Here is a 14,812-nt window from a genome sequence, read left to right on the forward strand (position 1 = left end):
GCCCTAGCTTTAGCTGGGGGAATATGATTGAATATAAAAAAAGGCTTTAACCGAACTTTAAAGTTTAGCTAAAGCCTTTTTGATTGCGTTTATGTTTTCATCCAGCTAAAGCTGGACGCTATTGAATCTAATTTTTAAATAAAACTTTGCGACTCTGCGACTTTGCGAGATTGAATTTAATAAATCTCTAAAATCATTAATTCATCATTTAACACAAATGATTCAATGATTTCTTTTTTTGAAATTAAAAGTTCTGCTATTTGTTTTGTGTTTTTATTAAAGGTTTTTAAAATAATCACTTTTGGAGGAACTCCTTTAAGAAGTAATAATTTTTCAAAATCATCATCATGCGTGAGAATAGTAAAACTGTCTTTTCTAGCATAATCCCAAATTTCTAAATCTTTTGCAGGCTGATTTACGGGAATATCTTTAGAATGAAAACAATCAGGAAAATCATTCTCAATAAGTTTGGTTATTCTCCAAGATATATTAGCATCTAAAAGAAGTTTCATTATGCCGCAATTATTTTTGTAATGTTCTCTCTATTGGCTGCAAAAGCTAAAGTTGCAAGAATATGTTCTTTATTTAATTCTGGAAAATCTTCGATAATTTCTTCAGAAGACATTCCTGTAGAAAGCCACGAAAGAATATCTGAAACACAAATTCTCGTTCCTGTTATGACAGGTTTACCAAATCTGATATCAGGATCTATCGAAATTAAATTTTGCCAATTATTATTCATAATTTTAAATTTTAAACAAATTTACAAAATTAAAAATGAATTAGATTTTTAATTTCCTCTCGCAGATTTAGCAAATTTGGCAGATTTTTTTATCTCCTGTATCTGCTAAATCTGCGGGAGTTTTTTGTATTTTTAAAATCTATTAAACCTCCAACTTATAAATTAAAATAATGAAATATAACAGATGTGGGAAGAGCGGATTGCTGCTTCCGGAAATTTCTTTAGGATTATGGCATAACTTCGGTTCAGTTGATAATTTTGATAATGCAGAAAGTATTGCGGTAGAAGCTTTTGATAAAGGAATTACTCATTATGATTTAGCTAATAATTATGGACCGGTTCCAGGTTCTGCTGAAACTAATTTTGGTAAAATTCTTTGGCATAATTTTCAGGGAAATCTGCGTGATGAAATCATAATTTCTACCAAAGCTGGTTACACCATGTGGAATGGACCTTATGGAGACTGGGGTTCTAGAAAGTATTTATTGTCAAGTTTAGATCAGAGTTTAAAGAGAATGAAAGTCGATTATGTCGATATTTTTTATTCACATCGTCCAGATCCTGAAACGCCTATTGAAGAAACTATGATGGCTTTAGATTATGCTGTTAGAAGCGGAAAAGCATTGTATGTCGGAATCAGCAATTATTCTGCAGAGCAGACTCAAGTTGCTGTTGATGTTCTAAAACAATTAGGAACACCATGTTTGATTCACCAAGCTAAATACTCCATGTTGGAACGCTGGGTTGAAAATGGTTTATTGGATGTTCTGGAAGAAAAAGGAGTAGGCTGTATTGCTTTTTCGCCTTTGGCACAAGGACTTTTAACTGATAAATATTTAAAAGGAATTCCGGAGAATTCCAGAGCGCATAATCCGAATGGACATTTGAAAGAAGATGAGGTAACGCAGGAAAGAATTCAGAAATTAATTCAGCTGAATGAAATTGCTCAAAATAGAAATCAGTCTTTGGCACAAATGGCTTTGGCTTGGCTGCAAAAAGACAAACGAATTACATCTGTTTTAATTGGTGCTAGTTCTGTAAAACAGTTATGTAATAATATTGATTGTCTTCAAAATACTGATTTTTCACAGGATGAATTGAATGCGATTGAGAAGATTTTAGCGTAAAATGTTATTTGTGAAATGATAAAAAAGGAGAACAAATTGGTTCTCCTTTTTAGTTTGTAATCTTTACCAATCCGTCTACTCTTGCGTATCTGTATCTCTTTTTGATTTTGTTATCGCTTTCAAATAAACTTATATAACGGAAATTAAATTTACTTTTTCTTTAATTCTGAATTGTATTTTTTTACAATTTCTAATGTTGATTTATCTCCATTAAAAACAGAATTTAAACCTTGAGGTTCTTGTGGAGGATCTGTTGTTAATGGATCTCCAGGATTCCATTTTCCAGTTTCGTTTACTGCTTTTCCTTCACCGCCATAGCCCCAGAAATTTGCTGCTTGTAGTGGACCGCCATTTTTAACGCTTTCCGCAACTCTTCCAAAAATATAGCTGTAAAATTTATCTCTGTAAACAGAAGGAGCGCCCGAATTCAGATTTTCATTTTCTCTCGGAAGGCCAAATTCTTCAATGATAATTGGTCTTTTTAAATTATTAGCAACTTTAATATGATCGTCAATATATTTTCCGGCGTTTGCGATTGTTGCAGGCATTGTAGCTTCAGCATTATCTGCTTTGAACCAATTCCAGTTTTTAGGCCAGATATGCATTGTTAAATAATCAATATTCGGATTTTGGTGTGTTCTTTCAAAGATTTCCATGCTGTCGTTGGAACTGTTTTTTCCTTCAGAACCTGTGGAAACTAAATGATTTTTGTCTAAACTGTCAATTAGATCCACAATATTATTCAGCCATTTGGTGAATTTAACTTCATTTTCTACTGTAAAAAGTCTGGGCTCATTTCCAACCTGCCATGACATAATGGTGTTGTCTTGGTTGTATTTCTTTTTAGAATAAGCATTTGTTCTTCCAATAATAAACTTCACATGATTATTTAATGCCTCCATACAAGGTTCACAGCTGTGAAACTGTTCTGTATAAGACATAAACTGAGGCCAGGTATTTGGCGGAATAGCAGGAACCGGAACTGGACCTTTCCCATTCCATTCTAAATATTGTGACATTCCGCCCGACCATTCCCAGTTATTGGTTAAGTACAAAACGGCATACATGTTACGTTTGCTCATTTCGTTGAGTAAGAAATCTAGTCCGTCTAATAAATCTTCGTCGTATTTTCCCTGTTCGTATTGCAATGCAGGACGAACTGTAAAATCATATTTTCCTCCATCTGCACCAACTAAAACACGTAGATTATCGATTCCGTTTTTCTTCATTAAATCCAATTCGCGTAAGAGTCTTTTGCGATCGCCTATTTTCTTTGAAGCCAGCATGCTTCCATACCAATAATTGGCTCCGATATAAGCATAAGGTTTATCGCCTTTATAAAATTGGTTTCCTTTTACCGTAATTTTTTCTTGTGCCTGACAAGCCATCACAGTAAAAATTAAGACCAAAGAAAGTGTCTTTAAAAATCTGTTTTTCATAATTTAATATTTTAAAACCTTTCGGGTTTGAGTCGTTTTTATTTCGGCATTTCATACATTTTCGGTAGAGAATTTACCAACGCCGATTTAGTTTTTAAACTATAGGTCTTAAAATCAGCAGCGTTAGAAACAGTTCCGTTTGGCACATAATAGCCATCTGCATTATTATTCCAAAACATGACATAACTTATCTGAATGTGATTTTTAGTTAAGGCGCTGTATAATAAAGAGGAAAACCAATCTGTAATCGCTGGTGTTGTGCTAGTAACGCGGTAACCTGTTTCGGTTAGGGCTGCAATTTTTACTTTCGCTTTAGCATAATCAGAAAGAATTTTCAGTTTCGCATTTGCTTTGTCTGATCCTGTTTGACCTTGATTACTGAAATCGCCATAATTATCCATTCCGATAATGTCTACATATTTGTCGCCTGGATAACGGCTTAAATAATTGGCTTCGGTTATGTAGGAGTTATCAGGAGAAAAAGCATACAATATATTGTGAACTCCTTTTGTGTTTTTTAAATAATCTACAGTAAATTGATAGGCTTTTTTGTATTCATCTGCAGAACAGAAATCGGCTCCCCACCAGAACCAGCTTCCGTCAAATTCATGAAAAGGTCTGAAAATTACCGGAATCAGTTCTCCATTTGAACCTTTTAGATTTAGAATAACTTTGGCCACTTTATCTAATTTCTTTTTGTACCATTCGTTGTTTGTTCCGCCTGGAAGAATACTTTTAAAAGCAGTTGCTTTTTGTTCAGCAGTCATATCTGCGGCGTAAAAAGATTCTTCTTTATTAGGTTCTCTCAAATGCCAGCTGAAGGTATTGATTATTCCTTTCGCGTAAGCGGCTTTAGTGTCAGCGACAATTTTTTGTTCCTGCTGATAAAACCAGTTATTCGATTGTTCGTTATTGTTTTTGTCAGTAATAAACATGAAGTCAGAACCTAAAACGGCTGGATCAAAACCTGTATTTTTTTTAATATCTGAATCGCCGGTGGCATCCTGATAAAAACTATTAAAAGCATCTTGCTGACCAATTGCCGTTTTGGTTTGAGAAAGTCTTTTTAAGTTGTAAAATAAAGCTTTGGTCTCTTTTGTGGCAATTGGATCAACCATATAATTAGTCACATTTGATGTCGTTAACGGATCATCTTGTGTCGGTGGATCTATTATAATTTCATTATTTGAATCATTATCTGAAGAGCAGCCAGCCAGAACTAAAATAGAGAAACTTAGCAAAATTATTTTAAAAAATGATTTTTTCATTTTAATTTATTTGGTTTCAGAATTCAATTTTGAAAACTCTTCTTCAGAAAGTGTTGTTATTTTGATGTCATCAAAGAATACGGTGCCGTTGGTTTGTGCCAGTGCCAGCATCACTTTAATTTTCTTAGCATCCGCAGGAACTTTTACAGCTTTTTTATAATTGACCCAATCGGTTGTACCTTTTGCTCTTGCAATGGTTTCGGTGCTGATTGATTTGTCTGCACCATTTAAAAAATCTACAATTACTATTGCTGCTTTATAATCTTCTTTCTGATTTTCTACGCCTTCTGTTTTCATCCACGCTGTGCATTCTACTGCATAAGTATTTCTTGCAAGTGGCACAGTTTGATCAAATGCTCGCCATTCAGCACCCGTAAACTGATTAATTAAGGCGCTGTTTTTTCCGGATTTTCTATCATAAGGAGAAAGCGCACCATTTTCCTGTCCGTTCCAATTGGTTAAGTCGTATTCAAAACCTCCGTTTTTTAAGAGATTTGTTTGTGCATCGATAGCAAAAGAGATTAACAATAAACTAAAAAGTAAAAAATGTTTCATAACGACTTTAAATTAGAATTAAAAGTGAAATTAATCTTGAATTCTCTGGATAAGCTCAATGCAGGCTCGTCCGTTGTGATAAGGACATTTCCAGAATCCGGCTTTGTCTTTTTGCATTATAGAATAATCATGGTAAATTCCCCAAACCCATTCTCCGTTGCGTTGGTCAAGTATATGTTTTTTTATGAATTTCCAGTTTTTGTAAACAATATCCAGATATTCTTCTTTTCCTGTTAACTGATAGGCATTATAAAAACCAATTAAAGCTTCGGCTTGTGGCCACCAGTGTTTTTCGGCTATTAATTCGTTTTTCTCCGGATCGAATTCATACCATAAACCTCCATCGGTATCAAAACCTTCTTTTGTGGCTTCTGCAATCTGAATGGCATATTTTCTATAATTGGCAATCAGAGTTTCATCTCCTGACAATTCTGCGCATTGCTGTAAAAGCCAGGCTGCTTCAATATCATGTCCGTATGAAATCACATCTGGTTTTTCTTTCCAGTTTTCATCAAAAAACAAGCGCAAATGACCTGTTTCTGTATTGATAAAATACTTTTCGATAGTTTCTAGCAATTCGATAATAACTTTAAGCAGTTTTTCGTCTTTCCAGACTTTATATAAATTCACGTAGCCTTCAATAATATGAAGATGCGTATTCATTGTTTTCTTTTCGTTGGCATCTTTTGCACTCAAACGTAAATCGTCTATTGGCTGCCAATTTCTGGTAAAGGCTTCAAAATATCCTTTATTAATAGGGTCGTAACTATGTTCTTGAATTTTGAAATATAAATTCTTTGCAATTTCAAGTGCTTTTTCTTCTTTCGAAATCACATAATATTCAGACAGTCCATAAATAGCGAAGGCCAAAGCGTAAATCTGGTTTTTGGTGTCTTTTGGAGTTTTATCCTCATTAATACTCCAAAAAAGACCTCCAAATTGTGTGTCATAAAAATAAGAAGCAAGAAAATCAAATGCTCTGTCGGCCAGTTTTTTGTGGTTTTTGTTTTTGGTAATTTGATAACTGGCAGAAAATGTCCAAAGAATTCGGGCATTTAATACCGAACCTTTTTCTGCATTTAAAATCAGATGATCGTTAAAATCGATTTGCCCGACAAAACCACCATTTTGGTCATCAATAGTACGTTCTGACCAATATTTTAAGATGGAATCGAGTTCTGCGGTTAGTTCCGATTTTAAAAGCTTTATTTGTAATGACACGATATTTTAAATTGCGTTATTTCTTTCGATTTGATTGATAATAGTTTCTACAGAACCTGCAGAAACAAAAGTATCAGCAGGTGCGTTTGTAACATAATCAACTAGTTTGTCTACAGTCGAAACTGCTACATGCATTCTGGTGTCTGATGAAGCATAATAGACATATACAGTTCCGTTTTCGTCTTCAATCCATCCGTTAGAAAACAAAACATTTGAAACGTCACCCACTCTTTCAATTCCTTCAGGTCCCATAAAATGTCCAGCCGGAACATGTGTTACTTTCGAAATATCATTTAAATCGGTCATAAACATATAGAGAGTATAGCGTAGTCCTGCAGCAGTATTACGAACTCCGTGGGCTAAATGTAACCAGCCTTTTGAAGTTTTAATTGGAGCGGGACCCAAACCATTTTTCAATTCGTAAATAGTATGATATTGTTTTCCGAAAATGATTTTTTCTTCTTTAACGATTGGATTTCTCATGTCTTCCACATAACCTAAACCAATTCCGCCTCCAGAACCAACATCAATAAAACCATCTTGTGGACGAGTATATAAAGCATATTTTCCATTTACGAATTCCGGATGCAAAACTACATTTCGCTGTTGTCCTGTATTAGAGATTAGATCAGGAAGTCTTTCCCAATTAATTAAATCTTTAGAACGCACAATCCCGGCATTGGCAACAGCCGAACTTGTATCTCCTTTTGGTGCTTTTGGATCTTTTCTTTCGGTACAGAAAATTCCGTAAACATAGCCATCTTCGTGATGTATCAGACGCATGTCATATACATTTGTGTCGGGTTCTTCCGTTTGCGGAATCACACATGGTTTGTCCCAAAACTTGAAATTATCAATTCCATTTGGACTTTCGGCAATAGCAAAAAACGATTTTCTGTCGATTCCTTCTACACGAACAGCAAGCAGATATTTTCCGTTCCATTTCATGGCGCCAGCGTTAAAAGCCGCATTGATACCAATTCTTTCCTGTAAAAACGGATTGGTTGTTTCATTAAAATCAAAACGCCAAGTTAAAGGAGCATGATCTGCTGTAACAACAGGATTTTCGTAACGCTCGTAAATACCGTTTCCCACTGCTTGTTTTGGTTTGTTTTTACGTTCAAGCAGTGTTTTATGTTCGTTTTCTAATGCTGATTTTCTTTCCTGAAAAGTCAGCGACGATGTTATTGTTGTCATATAAATTGATTTCTATAGCTGTATTTTTAATGATTTTGATCTCTTTTTTGGTTTAAATCTTGTTCTATAATTTGTAATTTTTCTTCTGATAATGGGTAAAATGCTATAAAAGCGACTGATATTGCGGCTGCAATTGCCGGTAATATGCTTAACATTAGCTGAATTCCGTTTTGAGCGGTTACAGTCTGCTCTACATTGGCCTGAAAGCCATAATATCCTAGAAGCCATCCAGCTCCGGCACCGCCAATTGTCCATCCAAATTTTTGTGACATTGAGGAAGCAGAGAATACTAATCCTGTGGCTCTTCGACCTTGTTTCCATTCTGAATAATCGGCGCTGTCAGCGTACATTGACCAGATTAAAGGGAAAATACATCCTGCACAAATACTAATTAGAACCTGGAAACTCATGATTAAGAAAATATCTTCTTTTCCAAATAAATAGAAAATAAGACTTAAAATTGCTGCTAAGGCCATAGCGCCAAAAAAGGTTTTCTTTTTACCAATTTTATTGGCAATTGGAGTTGCAATAATAACTCCGATGATATTTGCTGCTTGTCCTAAAACGAGATAAATTGAGGTTGGTGTCATATGAAAATCACTTCCGAAAAGTGAAAAATCAAAATTGACAGAACTGCTTACATAATATTTAAAATAATAAACTGCAGCGCCATCGCGGATCGAATTGAAGACCAAAGCTCCAATTCCTGCTCCCAGTAAAATCCACCAGGGCTTATTTTTCAGAAGGTCTTTTAAATCTTCTTTTAGATTGTTTTGTTCGTCTGCAATAGGTTTGATTCTTTCTTTTGTGAAAGCAAAACAAGCCCAGAAAAAGATGGTTGTAATGAATCCGAAAACAGCAATTGTTGCCAGCCAGCCTGATTTAGAATTTAGGCTTCCGCCGAAATAATTTACCAAAGGTTCAATGAGCCATAGGGCTAAAAGACTTCCTCCAAAAGCAAAAACCATTCGGTACGATGAAAGTGTATTTCTTTCTTTTCGGTCAGAAGACATTACGCCTAAAAGTGATGCGTAAGGGACATTGATTAAAGAATATATCATCATCATTAACGAATAAGTTACGTAAGCATAAATGATTTTTCCTTTTTCGTCAAAATCCGGAGTATAAAAGGTTAAAACCCCAATCACGGCAAAAGGTATAGCTACCCAAAGTAAGTAAGGTCTGAATTTTCCCCATTTACTTTTGGTTCTGTCAGCCATAATTCCAACAATTGGGTCAAAACAAGAATCCCAGATGCGGGTAATTAAAAACATGGTTCCAACTATGGCAGGTGCCAATCCGAAAACATCGGTATAGAAAAACAGTAAATACATACTGAAAATTTTCCAGAACATAGAAGAAGCAGCGTCTCCAAGACCATAACCGATTTTTTCTTTTAAACTAATTTTGTCGTGCATTGGTTAAATTTTTGAGGTTTTAGTTGTGAGTTAGTTTTTTATTTTAAAGCTTTTTTAATGTCTTTTTCAAATATAGTTTTATCCAGATTATAAAAAGTAATAAAATCTTTTTCGCTTATTTGGCCTGAAAAAGGAGCGTAGTAATGCATTTTCTGCTCTTTTTCCTGCCAGCCGTGATTTCTCCATAATAAAACATAAGAAATTTTGTAATCTCCAATTGCTTTCAACAAAGTTCCTGTCCACCACTTTGGATCAGGAACAGCCTCGTAACCGGCTTCTGCCAATGCCATTGGTTTATTTTTTTTGATACTAATTTCATTTAAGATCTTAAACTGATTTTGAACTTCGCTAATAAATTTTTCTCCATTTGGGTCATTACTGTTTTGATAGCTGTCAAAACTTAAAATATCGACAAAATTATCTCCGGGATAGTTAGCAAGAAATTCACTTTCACTGGCAAAACTGCCAGTATTGTAAACATAAATTAAATTGTGAACGCCTTTTTTCTGAAGATAATCAAAGGTAAACTTCCAGATGGTTTTAAATTCTTCCGGAGTGCAATTTCCTTTTCCCCACCAAAACCATCCGCCGGTGAGTTCATGAAAAGGTCTGAAAAGAATCGGGATGTCTTTTCCGTTTTTATCTTTTAAAGACAAGAAGAAAACAGCTGCTTTGTCTAACCAGGAAGTAAATTTTTTATGATTTTCTGCTTCAGGTAAAATGGTTTTTAATGAATTAGGAACATTGTTCCAGGCATCTTTTCCTGTTGCAGGATTATCAAAGTGCCAGCTTATTGTGGAAATACCGCCTCTTGAATTGGCATCAATAATATATTGTTTCATTTTAGCAAAAGGAACACCGTCTATATTATTGGGATTGTCATTTTCTAAACCTGCTATATCCCAGCCATAAACTGCAGGGTAATCGCCAACTACTTCATTTATGTCGCTTCTTCCATTTTCGTATTTCCATTTTACACCATAAGCCAAATCGTCCTGATGGCCAAATAGAAAACCTTTTTGAGATAATATATTTAGGTTTTTATAAAGAGTTTTAGTCTCTGAAGTGGCTTTTTTATCTGAAAGTGACAAAATTGTATTACTGCTTTTTTTTTGTGATTCGCACGAAGTACCTACTAAAACAGTTGCTAAAAGTATGATAAAATGTTTTTTCATTTTCAGATTGTTGATTGTTAACGAAGCTAAATGCTAAAGATACAATGGTTTATGAAATAAAATCCGATTGATTGTTTTGTTCGGAAATTCTTTAACGATTTACCTTTTAAATTATTAAAACTATAAAAAGATATTTAATTAAAAATGATTAATGTTTATTATTAAAGCTCTTTTTAAAGAAATGATAATTAATTTTTCAAAGATAATTGGATGAATATCGTATAATTAATATTATTTTATCAATTATATATCATATTATTGCAGTCAAAAAAAACAAAATAATGCTTTCCTGAAAATAGTTTTTAAGATGAGTACTACAAAAAATTTTTATAGAGAAATTGCGCCTTTGGCTGCAGGTGATAGTTTTTTAGTTTTTGACCGTGTAAAAGACAGATTTGATTTTCCTGTTCATTATCATCCCGAGTTTGAAATTAACTTTATTCTGAATGGAAAAGGAGTGAAAAGAGTTGTGGGAGATAATATTGAAGAAATTGATAGTGTCGAGTTGGTTTTGATTGGTCCAAATTTATATCACGGCTGGGAATTGAATAAATGTACGAGTAAAAAAATTCATGAAATAACTATTCAGTTTCATAATGATTTATTTCATGAATCTTTATTGTCCAGGCGAATTATGAACCCGATTCGTGATATGTTTAATCGGTCTATTCATGGAATTCTTTTTTCTAAAAAAACGGCCGAAGAATTAACTCCTAGACTTGTAAGGCTTTCTAAACTGGATGGTATGGATTATTTTTTAGAAATCACTTCTCTATTATATGATCTGGCCAATTCCAGAAATCAGCGTCTGCTTTCTACTTATACAGTCGACTATGATACTTTTGACGATTATGATAAAATGAAACTGGTTTATGAATATGTGCAGAAACATTTTGCTGAAAAAATTACTTTGGAAGATGTGGCTAATGTTGCCAGCATGTCTATTATTTCTTTTAATCGATTTATTAAAAAACGTACCGGTAAGACCTTTGTGAATTATATAAATGATATTCGAATTGGTTATGCTGCACGCTGGCTGGTAGAAAAAGATATGAGTGTTTCTGAGGTTGCTTTTAAATCAGGCTTTAATAATATTGCGAACTTTAATCGCAGTTTTAAAGCGACAAAAAATTGTACGCCTAGTCAATATAGAGAAGATTTTTCTGGGTTAAAGCGTATTTTGTAGTGATACTTTTTTATCACTAATAAATATTATTTTTAACGAAAACGTTTTCTTTTTAAGTTTTTGTTGTTTTTTATGTATGTTTAGGTTCTTTTTAAGGAGTGTTATTGATAATAATGTAATTTTTAATGTGTTTTATTTTGATATATGTTTTTTTAAACGTTTAAAGTAAAAATATTATCATTAAATGATATAATATTATCGATTTGATAATTCTCTCTGTTATAGATTTGTTAAATAATTTAAGAGAAAAAATATACCCTGGCTTTTTATCTCTTAAATTGGCAATCAACAAATTTAAACTAACCAAACACTTATTATGAAAAAACTAATGACTAGCTTCATTCATTGGAAGGCTAACCACAGAGCCGCTCCTTTGATATTATTTTTGTTACTGACAAGTAATTTTATTACGGCTCAGGTGAAGGTTTCCGGAACAGTATCGGATGACAAGGGATTATCTATTCCAGGTGCTAACATAGTGGTTACGGGTACAAAAAAGACAGCTTCAACAGATTTTGATGGAAAGTATTCGATAGATGTACCGGCAAATTCTACAATTTCTGTTTCATTTATCGGCTATGTTACACAAGCAATTAATGTAAAAAACGGAGGAACAATCAATGTAGTCTTAAAGTTGAGTGCTGAAGATTTGCGTGAAGTTCTGGTAAACGTAGGGTATCGAAGTGTAAAGAAAAAAGATTTGACAGGAGCTATTTCTACAGTGACTGCCAAAGATATGGCAGATTCTCCACAAGTATCTGTAGATCAATTATTGCAAGGTCGTGCTGCAGGGGTGACAGTTACGAACAATTCCGGACAACCGGGAGGGAGTGTATCGGTTAAAATACGTGGAACGACTTCTATATCCGGAACTAATGAACCATTGTATATTATAGATGGTATTCCGATTTCAGGAGATGCTGCTAATACAGCTACCGGTGGTTCAATTGTTACCGGATATTTAGGAACAAATACAGGAAATGTAACTTCAAGTCCTCTGTCTTTTTTAAATCCAAATGATATCGAAACAATGGATATTTTAAAAGATGCTTCTGCAACTGCTATCTATGGTTCCAGAGCGTCGAATGGAGTTATTATTATTACTACAAAAAGAGGTAAAAAAGGAACGGGAAAAATTACCTATGATTCTTATTTCTCTGTTCAAAATGTAACCCGTTTATTAGATACTATGACTTTGAGTCAGTACGCCGCACAGCAAAATGCTTTGGCAGCTGTTTATGGTGTAACTCCAAGAGATGAATTTGCTGTTCCGTCTATTCTGGGCAAAGGAACAAATTGGCAGGATGAGATTTATAAAACTGCGATTATGAATAATCATCAGGTTTCGTTTTCTGGTGCAAAAGATGGTACGAACTATTACATTTCAGGAGGATATACAAATCAGGAAGGTATTGTTATTGGTTCTGGTTTTAAAAGATATAGCTTTAAAACGAATGTTGATAGCAAGCTAAAAGATTGGCTGACAGTTGGAGTTTCTCTTGGAACTGGAATTACTAATGAAGACATTACAATTAATGGTGCAAGTAATGGAATTATTAGTACTTCTATTTTATCTACTCCTGATGTTGCAGTAAAAGATACTAACGGTAATTATGCAGGCCCGCCTGCTGATGGATCAATTGGTGTTTGGATTAATCCGGTGGCTTCAGCGTTGATGAATACTAATAAGTTGATTAAGAAAAGCTTTATTGGGAATTTTTATGCTAGTTTTAGATTGGCAAAAGGACTTGATTATAAATTTGAATTTGGAGGATCTACCAATGTAGATACTTTTGAAGGTTTTCAGCCTACTTATAAATGGGGGGCTGCAGTTAGAGAAACAAATCAGTTAACAGAGAGAGCAAACAATTGGTATGGTCTTAATGTCAAAAATGTTTTAACCTATAAGGTTGATGCAGGGAAGCATCATTTTAATTTCTTAGCGGCTCAGGAAGCTAATGATAGTCATTGGTTTGGGAATTCACAAACAGTTTCTGGCTTGGTAAGTAATGATGTTCATTCTATCAGTTTAGGTGATCCTGATACACTTGTGGCTTCAGAATATAAAGGAAGTTCTGCTTTTTACTCTTTCTTTGGAACTTTTAATTATGATTATGATAATAGATATACGCTGCTTGCAACAATGAGGGCAGACGGAAGTTCTAATTTTGGACCAGGTAAGAAATGGGGCTATTTTCCTTCAATTTCAGGTTCGTGGAAACTTTCAAACGAAAGTTTTATGGAAGGAACCAGAGAATATATTGATAACATCAAAATTAGAGCCGGTTACGGTGAGACTGGAAACCAAAATATTGGCGGTGGTGGTTATATGAGTACGGTTCGTGCAATAAAATCAGCAATGGGAAATTTCTTTACTGTAAATAATATTGCGAATCCTGATTTAACTTGGGAAACTTCTGAGCAAACCAATATAGGTTTAGATTTTACACTTTTTAAGTCTAAACTTCAGGCAACATTTGAGGTGTACAGAAAACAGTCAGCAGGATTTTTATTTGTCTTACCATTGCCTTATTATGTTACAGGTACAGATGCCTATCAGGGAGGTTTAGGAGCGCCTAGTGTAAATTTAGGAAGCTTAAGAAATCAAGGTTTTGAAATGACTTTAGATTACAATAATAAGTTTGGAAAAGATTTTTCATGGACTTCAAAAGTAATTTTTACTACGAATAAAAATAAATTGTTGAGTTTACAGGATAACTTTGATTTAACTAAAGATGTAATGCTTAATGACTACACTACCAAAGCGGTTACTAAAACAGTGGTAGGTTTGCCTGTAGGTCAATTTTACGGATATCAGTCAGTTGGTATTATTAGAACTAATGAGCAATTAGCCAATGCACCGATTCCCTTTACAGGGAATAAAGCGGTAAAAAGTCAATTAGGAGATGTTGAATATGTAGATCAGAACAAAGATGGTTTGATTGATGAAAAAGATTTAACCTATATTGGTAATCCACAACCGAAATTTACTTATGGTTTCAATAATACTTTTACCTATAAAAATATTGATTTGGGAGTCTTTTTACAAGGGTCTTACGGAAACAAAGTAATGAATTTAACCAGACGTGCCGGTACTAAAAACCAGCGTTTGTATGAAAATCAATTGGCGGAAGCTGCAGATTTTTGGACACCTGAAAATACAGATGCAAAATATCCAAGACCGGATGGTGGGGATGGGCATCCAAATATTGCAATCTCTGATCGTTATGTAGAAGACGGTTCGTTTTTAAGAATTCAGCAGGTAACTTTAGGTTATAACCTTCCTTCTGATGTGATTTCAAAAGCGAATATTAGTAAATTAAGATTCTATTTTGGTATTCAAAATCTTTACACGTTTACGAAGTACACAGGTTATGATCCAGAGGTAGGATCTTATAATCAGGATCCGTTATTATCAGGAATTGATTCAGGTCGTTATCCAACCAATCGTAGTTTTACTTTTGGAGTGAATTTAGAATTTTAA

At 34.1% G+C, this 14,812-nt stretch carries 12 protein-coding genes; 3 read left to right on the forward strand and 9 right to left on the reverse strand.

Annotated features, from left to right (window positions below):
* Nucleotides 1–176: 176 nt before the first annotated feature.
* Nucleotides 177–512 (reverse strand): DUF5615 family PIN-like protein, encoded by a 336-nt coding sequence (locus ACFS3A_RS10930; RefSeq protein ID WP_379825471.1) that lies wholly within the window; start codon nt 510–512, stop codon nt 177–179.
* Nucleotides 512–742, reverse strand: coding sequence for a DUF433 domain-containing protein (locus tag ACFS3A_RS10935; RefSeq protein WP_379825472.1), 231 nt, complete (start codon nt 740–742; stop codon nt 512–514). Before ACFS3A_RS10935 ends, ACFS3A_RS10930 begins: the two co-directional genes overlap by 1 nt.
* A 170-nt stretch (nt 743–912) precedes the next feature.
* Here ACFS3A_RS10935 and ACFS3A_RS10940 point away from each other — a divergent pair, with 170 nt between their 5' ends.
* A complete protein-coding gene (locus ACFS3A_RS10940) occupies nt 913–1,869 on the forward strand; it encodes an aldo/keto reductase (RefSeq protein WP_379825473.1) in 957 nt (318 codons plus the stop codon).
* 149 nt (nt 1,870–2,018) lie between these two features.
* Here the strand turns inward: ACFS3A_RS10940 and ACFS3A_RS10945 are convergent, their stop codons facing one another.
* Genes ACFS3A_RS10945 through ACFS3A_RS10975 form a run of 7 tightly spaced genes read right to left on the reverse strand, consistent with a single transcriptional unit; the run spans nt 2,019 to nt 10,142 of the window.
* A complete protein-coding gene (locus ACFS3A_RS10945) occupies nt 2,019–3,308 on the reverse strand; it encodes a glycoside hydrolase 5 family protein (RefSeq protein WP_379825475.1) in 1,290 nt (429 codons plus the stop codon).
* A 38-nt stretch (nt 3,309–3,346) separates the two neighbouring features.
* Nucleotides 3,347–4,576: a glycoside hydrolase family 26 protein gene (locus ACFS3A_RS10950; RefSeq protein ID WP_379825476.1), complete on the reverse strand. Its 1,230-nt coding sequence runs from the start codon at nt 4,574–4,576 to the stop codon at nt 3,347–3,349.
* Nucleotides 4,577–4,582: 6 nt separating this feature from the next.
* Nucleotides 4,583–5,131, reverse strand: coding sequence for a carbohydrate binding domain-containing protein (locus ACFS3A_RS10955; protein WP_379825477.1), 549 nt, complete (start codon nt 5,129–5,131; stop codon nt 4,583–4,585).
* Between the two features lie 30 nt (nt 5,132–5,161).
* Entirely contained in the window at nt 5,162–6,352 is a 1,191-nt protein-coding gene (locus tag ACFS3A_RS10960) for an AGE family epimerase/isomerase (RefSeq protein WP_379825478.1), read from the reverse strand.
* A gap of 6 nt (nt 6,353–6,358) precedes the next feature.
* Nucleotides 6,359–7,549 (reverse strand): glycoside hydrolase family 130 protein, encoded by a 1,191-nt coding sequence (locus ACFS3A_RS10965; protein ID WP_379825479.1) that lies wholly within the window; start codon nt 7,547–7,549, stop codon nt 6,359–6,361.
* A 26-nt stretch (nt 7,550–7,575) separates the two neighbouring features.
* On the reverse strand, nt 7,576–8,967 hold the full coding sequence (locus tag ACFS3A_RS10970; RefSeq protein ID WP_379825480.1) for an MFS transporter: 1,392 nt from the start codon (nt 8,965–8,967) through the stop codon (nt 7,576–7,578).
* Nucleotides 8,968–9,005: 38 nt separating this feature from the next.
* A complete protein-coding gene (locus ACFS3A_RS10975; RefSeq protein WP_379825482.1) occupies nt 9,006–10,142 on the reverse strand; it encodes a glycoside hydrolase family 26 protein in 1,137 nt (378 codons plus the stop codon).
* A 307-nt stretch (nt 10,143–10,449) separates the two neighbouring features.
* Between ACFS3A_RS10975 and ACFS3A_RS10980 the strand changes: the two genes are divergently transcribed.
* Both ACFS3A_RS10980 and ACFS3A_RS10985 read left to right on the forward strand, forming a co-directional pair.
* Entirely contained in the window at nt 10,450–11,328 is an 879-nt protein-coding gene (locus ACFS3A_RS10980) for an AraC family transcriptional regulator (protein ID WP_379825483.1), read from the forward strand.
* Nucleotides 11,329–11,644: 316 nt separating this feature from the next.
* The gene (locus ACFS3A_RS10985) at nt 11,645–14,812 is read left to right on the forward strand and encodes a SusC/RagA family TonB-linked outer membrane protein (RefSeq protein ID WP_379825485.1); all 3,168 of its coding nucleotides are present in this window, start codon (nt 11,645–11,647) and stop codon (nt 14,810–14,812) included.

The sequence above is a fragment of the Flavobacterium notoginsengisoli genome, from assembly GCF_042686225.1.
GTDB classification, from domain to species: domain Bacteria; phylum Bacteroidota; class Bacteroidia; order Flavobacteriales; family Flavobacteriaceae; genus Flavobacterium; species Flavobacterium notoginsengisoli.

Excerpts from the sequence above, each read along its gene's own strand:
- ACFS3A_RS10985 (WP_379825485.1), top strand. The coding sequence starts at position 11,645 with ATGAAAAAACTAATGACTAGCTTCATTCATTGGAAGGCTAACCACAGA.
- ACFS3A_RS10975 (WP_379825482.1), bottom strand. The coding sequence starts at position 10,142 with ATGAAAAAACATTTTATCATACTTTTAGCAACTGTTTTAGTAGGTACT.
- ACFS3A_RS10930 (WP_379825471.1), bottom strand. The coding sequence starts at position 512 with ATGAAACTTCTTTTAGATGCTAATATATCTTGGAGAATAACCAAACTT.
- ACFS3A_RS10955 (WP_379825477.1), bottom strand. The coding sequence starts at position 5,131 with ATGAAACATTTTTTACTTTTTAGTTTATTGTTAATCTCTTTTGCTATC.
- ACFS3A_RS10945 (WP_379825475.1), bottom strand. The coding sequence starts at position 3,308 with ATGAAAAACAGATTTTTAAAGACACTTTCTTTGGTCTTAATTTTTACT.
- ACFS3A_RS10940 (WP_379825473.1), top strand. The coding sequence starts at position 913 with ATGAAATATAACAGATGTGGGAAGAGCGGATTGCTGCTTCCGGAAATT.
- ACFS3A_RS10980 (WP_379825483.1), top strand. The coding sequence starts at position 10,450 with ATGAGTACTACAAAAAATTTTTATAGAGAAATTGCGCCTTTGGCTGCA.
- ACFS3A_RS10950 (WP_379825476.1), bottom strand. The coding sequence starts at position 4,576 with ATGAAAAAATCATTTTTTAAAATAATTTTGCTAAGTTTCTCTATTTTA.
- ACFS3A_RS10935 (WP_379825472.1), bottom strand. The coding sequence starts at position 742 with ATGAATAATAATTGGCAAAATTTAATTTCGATAGATCCTGATATCAGA.
- ACFS3A_RS10965 (WP_379825479.1), bottom strand. The coding sequence starts at position 7,549 with ATGACAACAATAACATCGTCGCTGACTTTTCAGGAAAGAAAATCAGCA.
- ACFS3A_RS10970 (WP_379825480.1), bottom strand. The coding sequence starts at position 8,967 with ATGCACGACAAAATTAGTTTAAAAGAAAAAATCGGTTATGGTCTTGGA.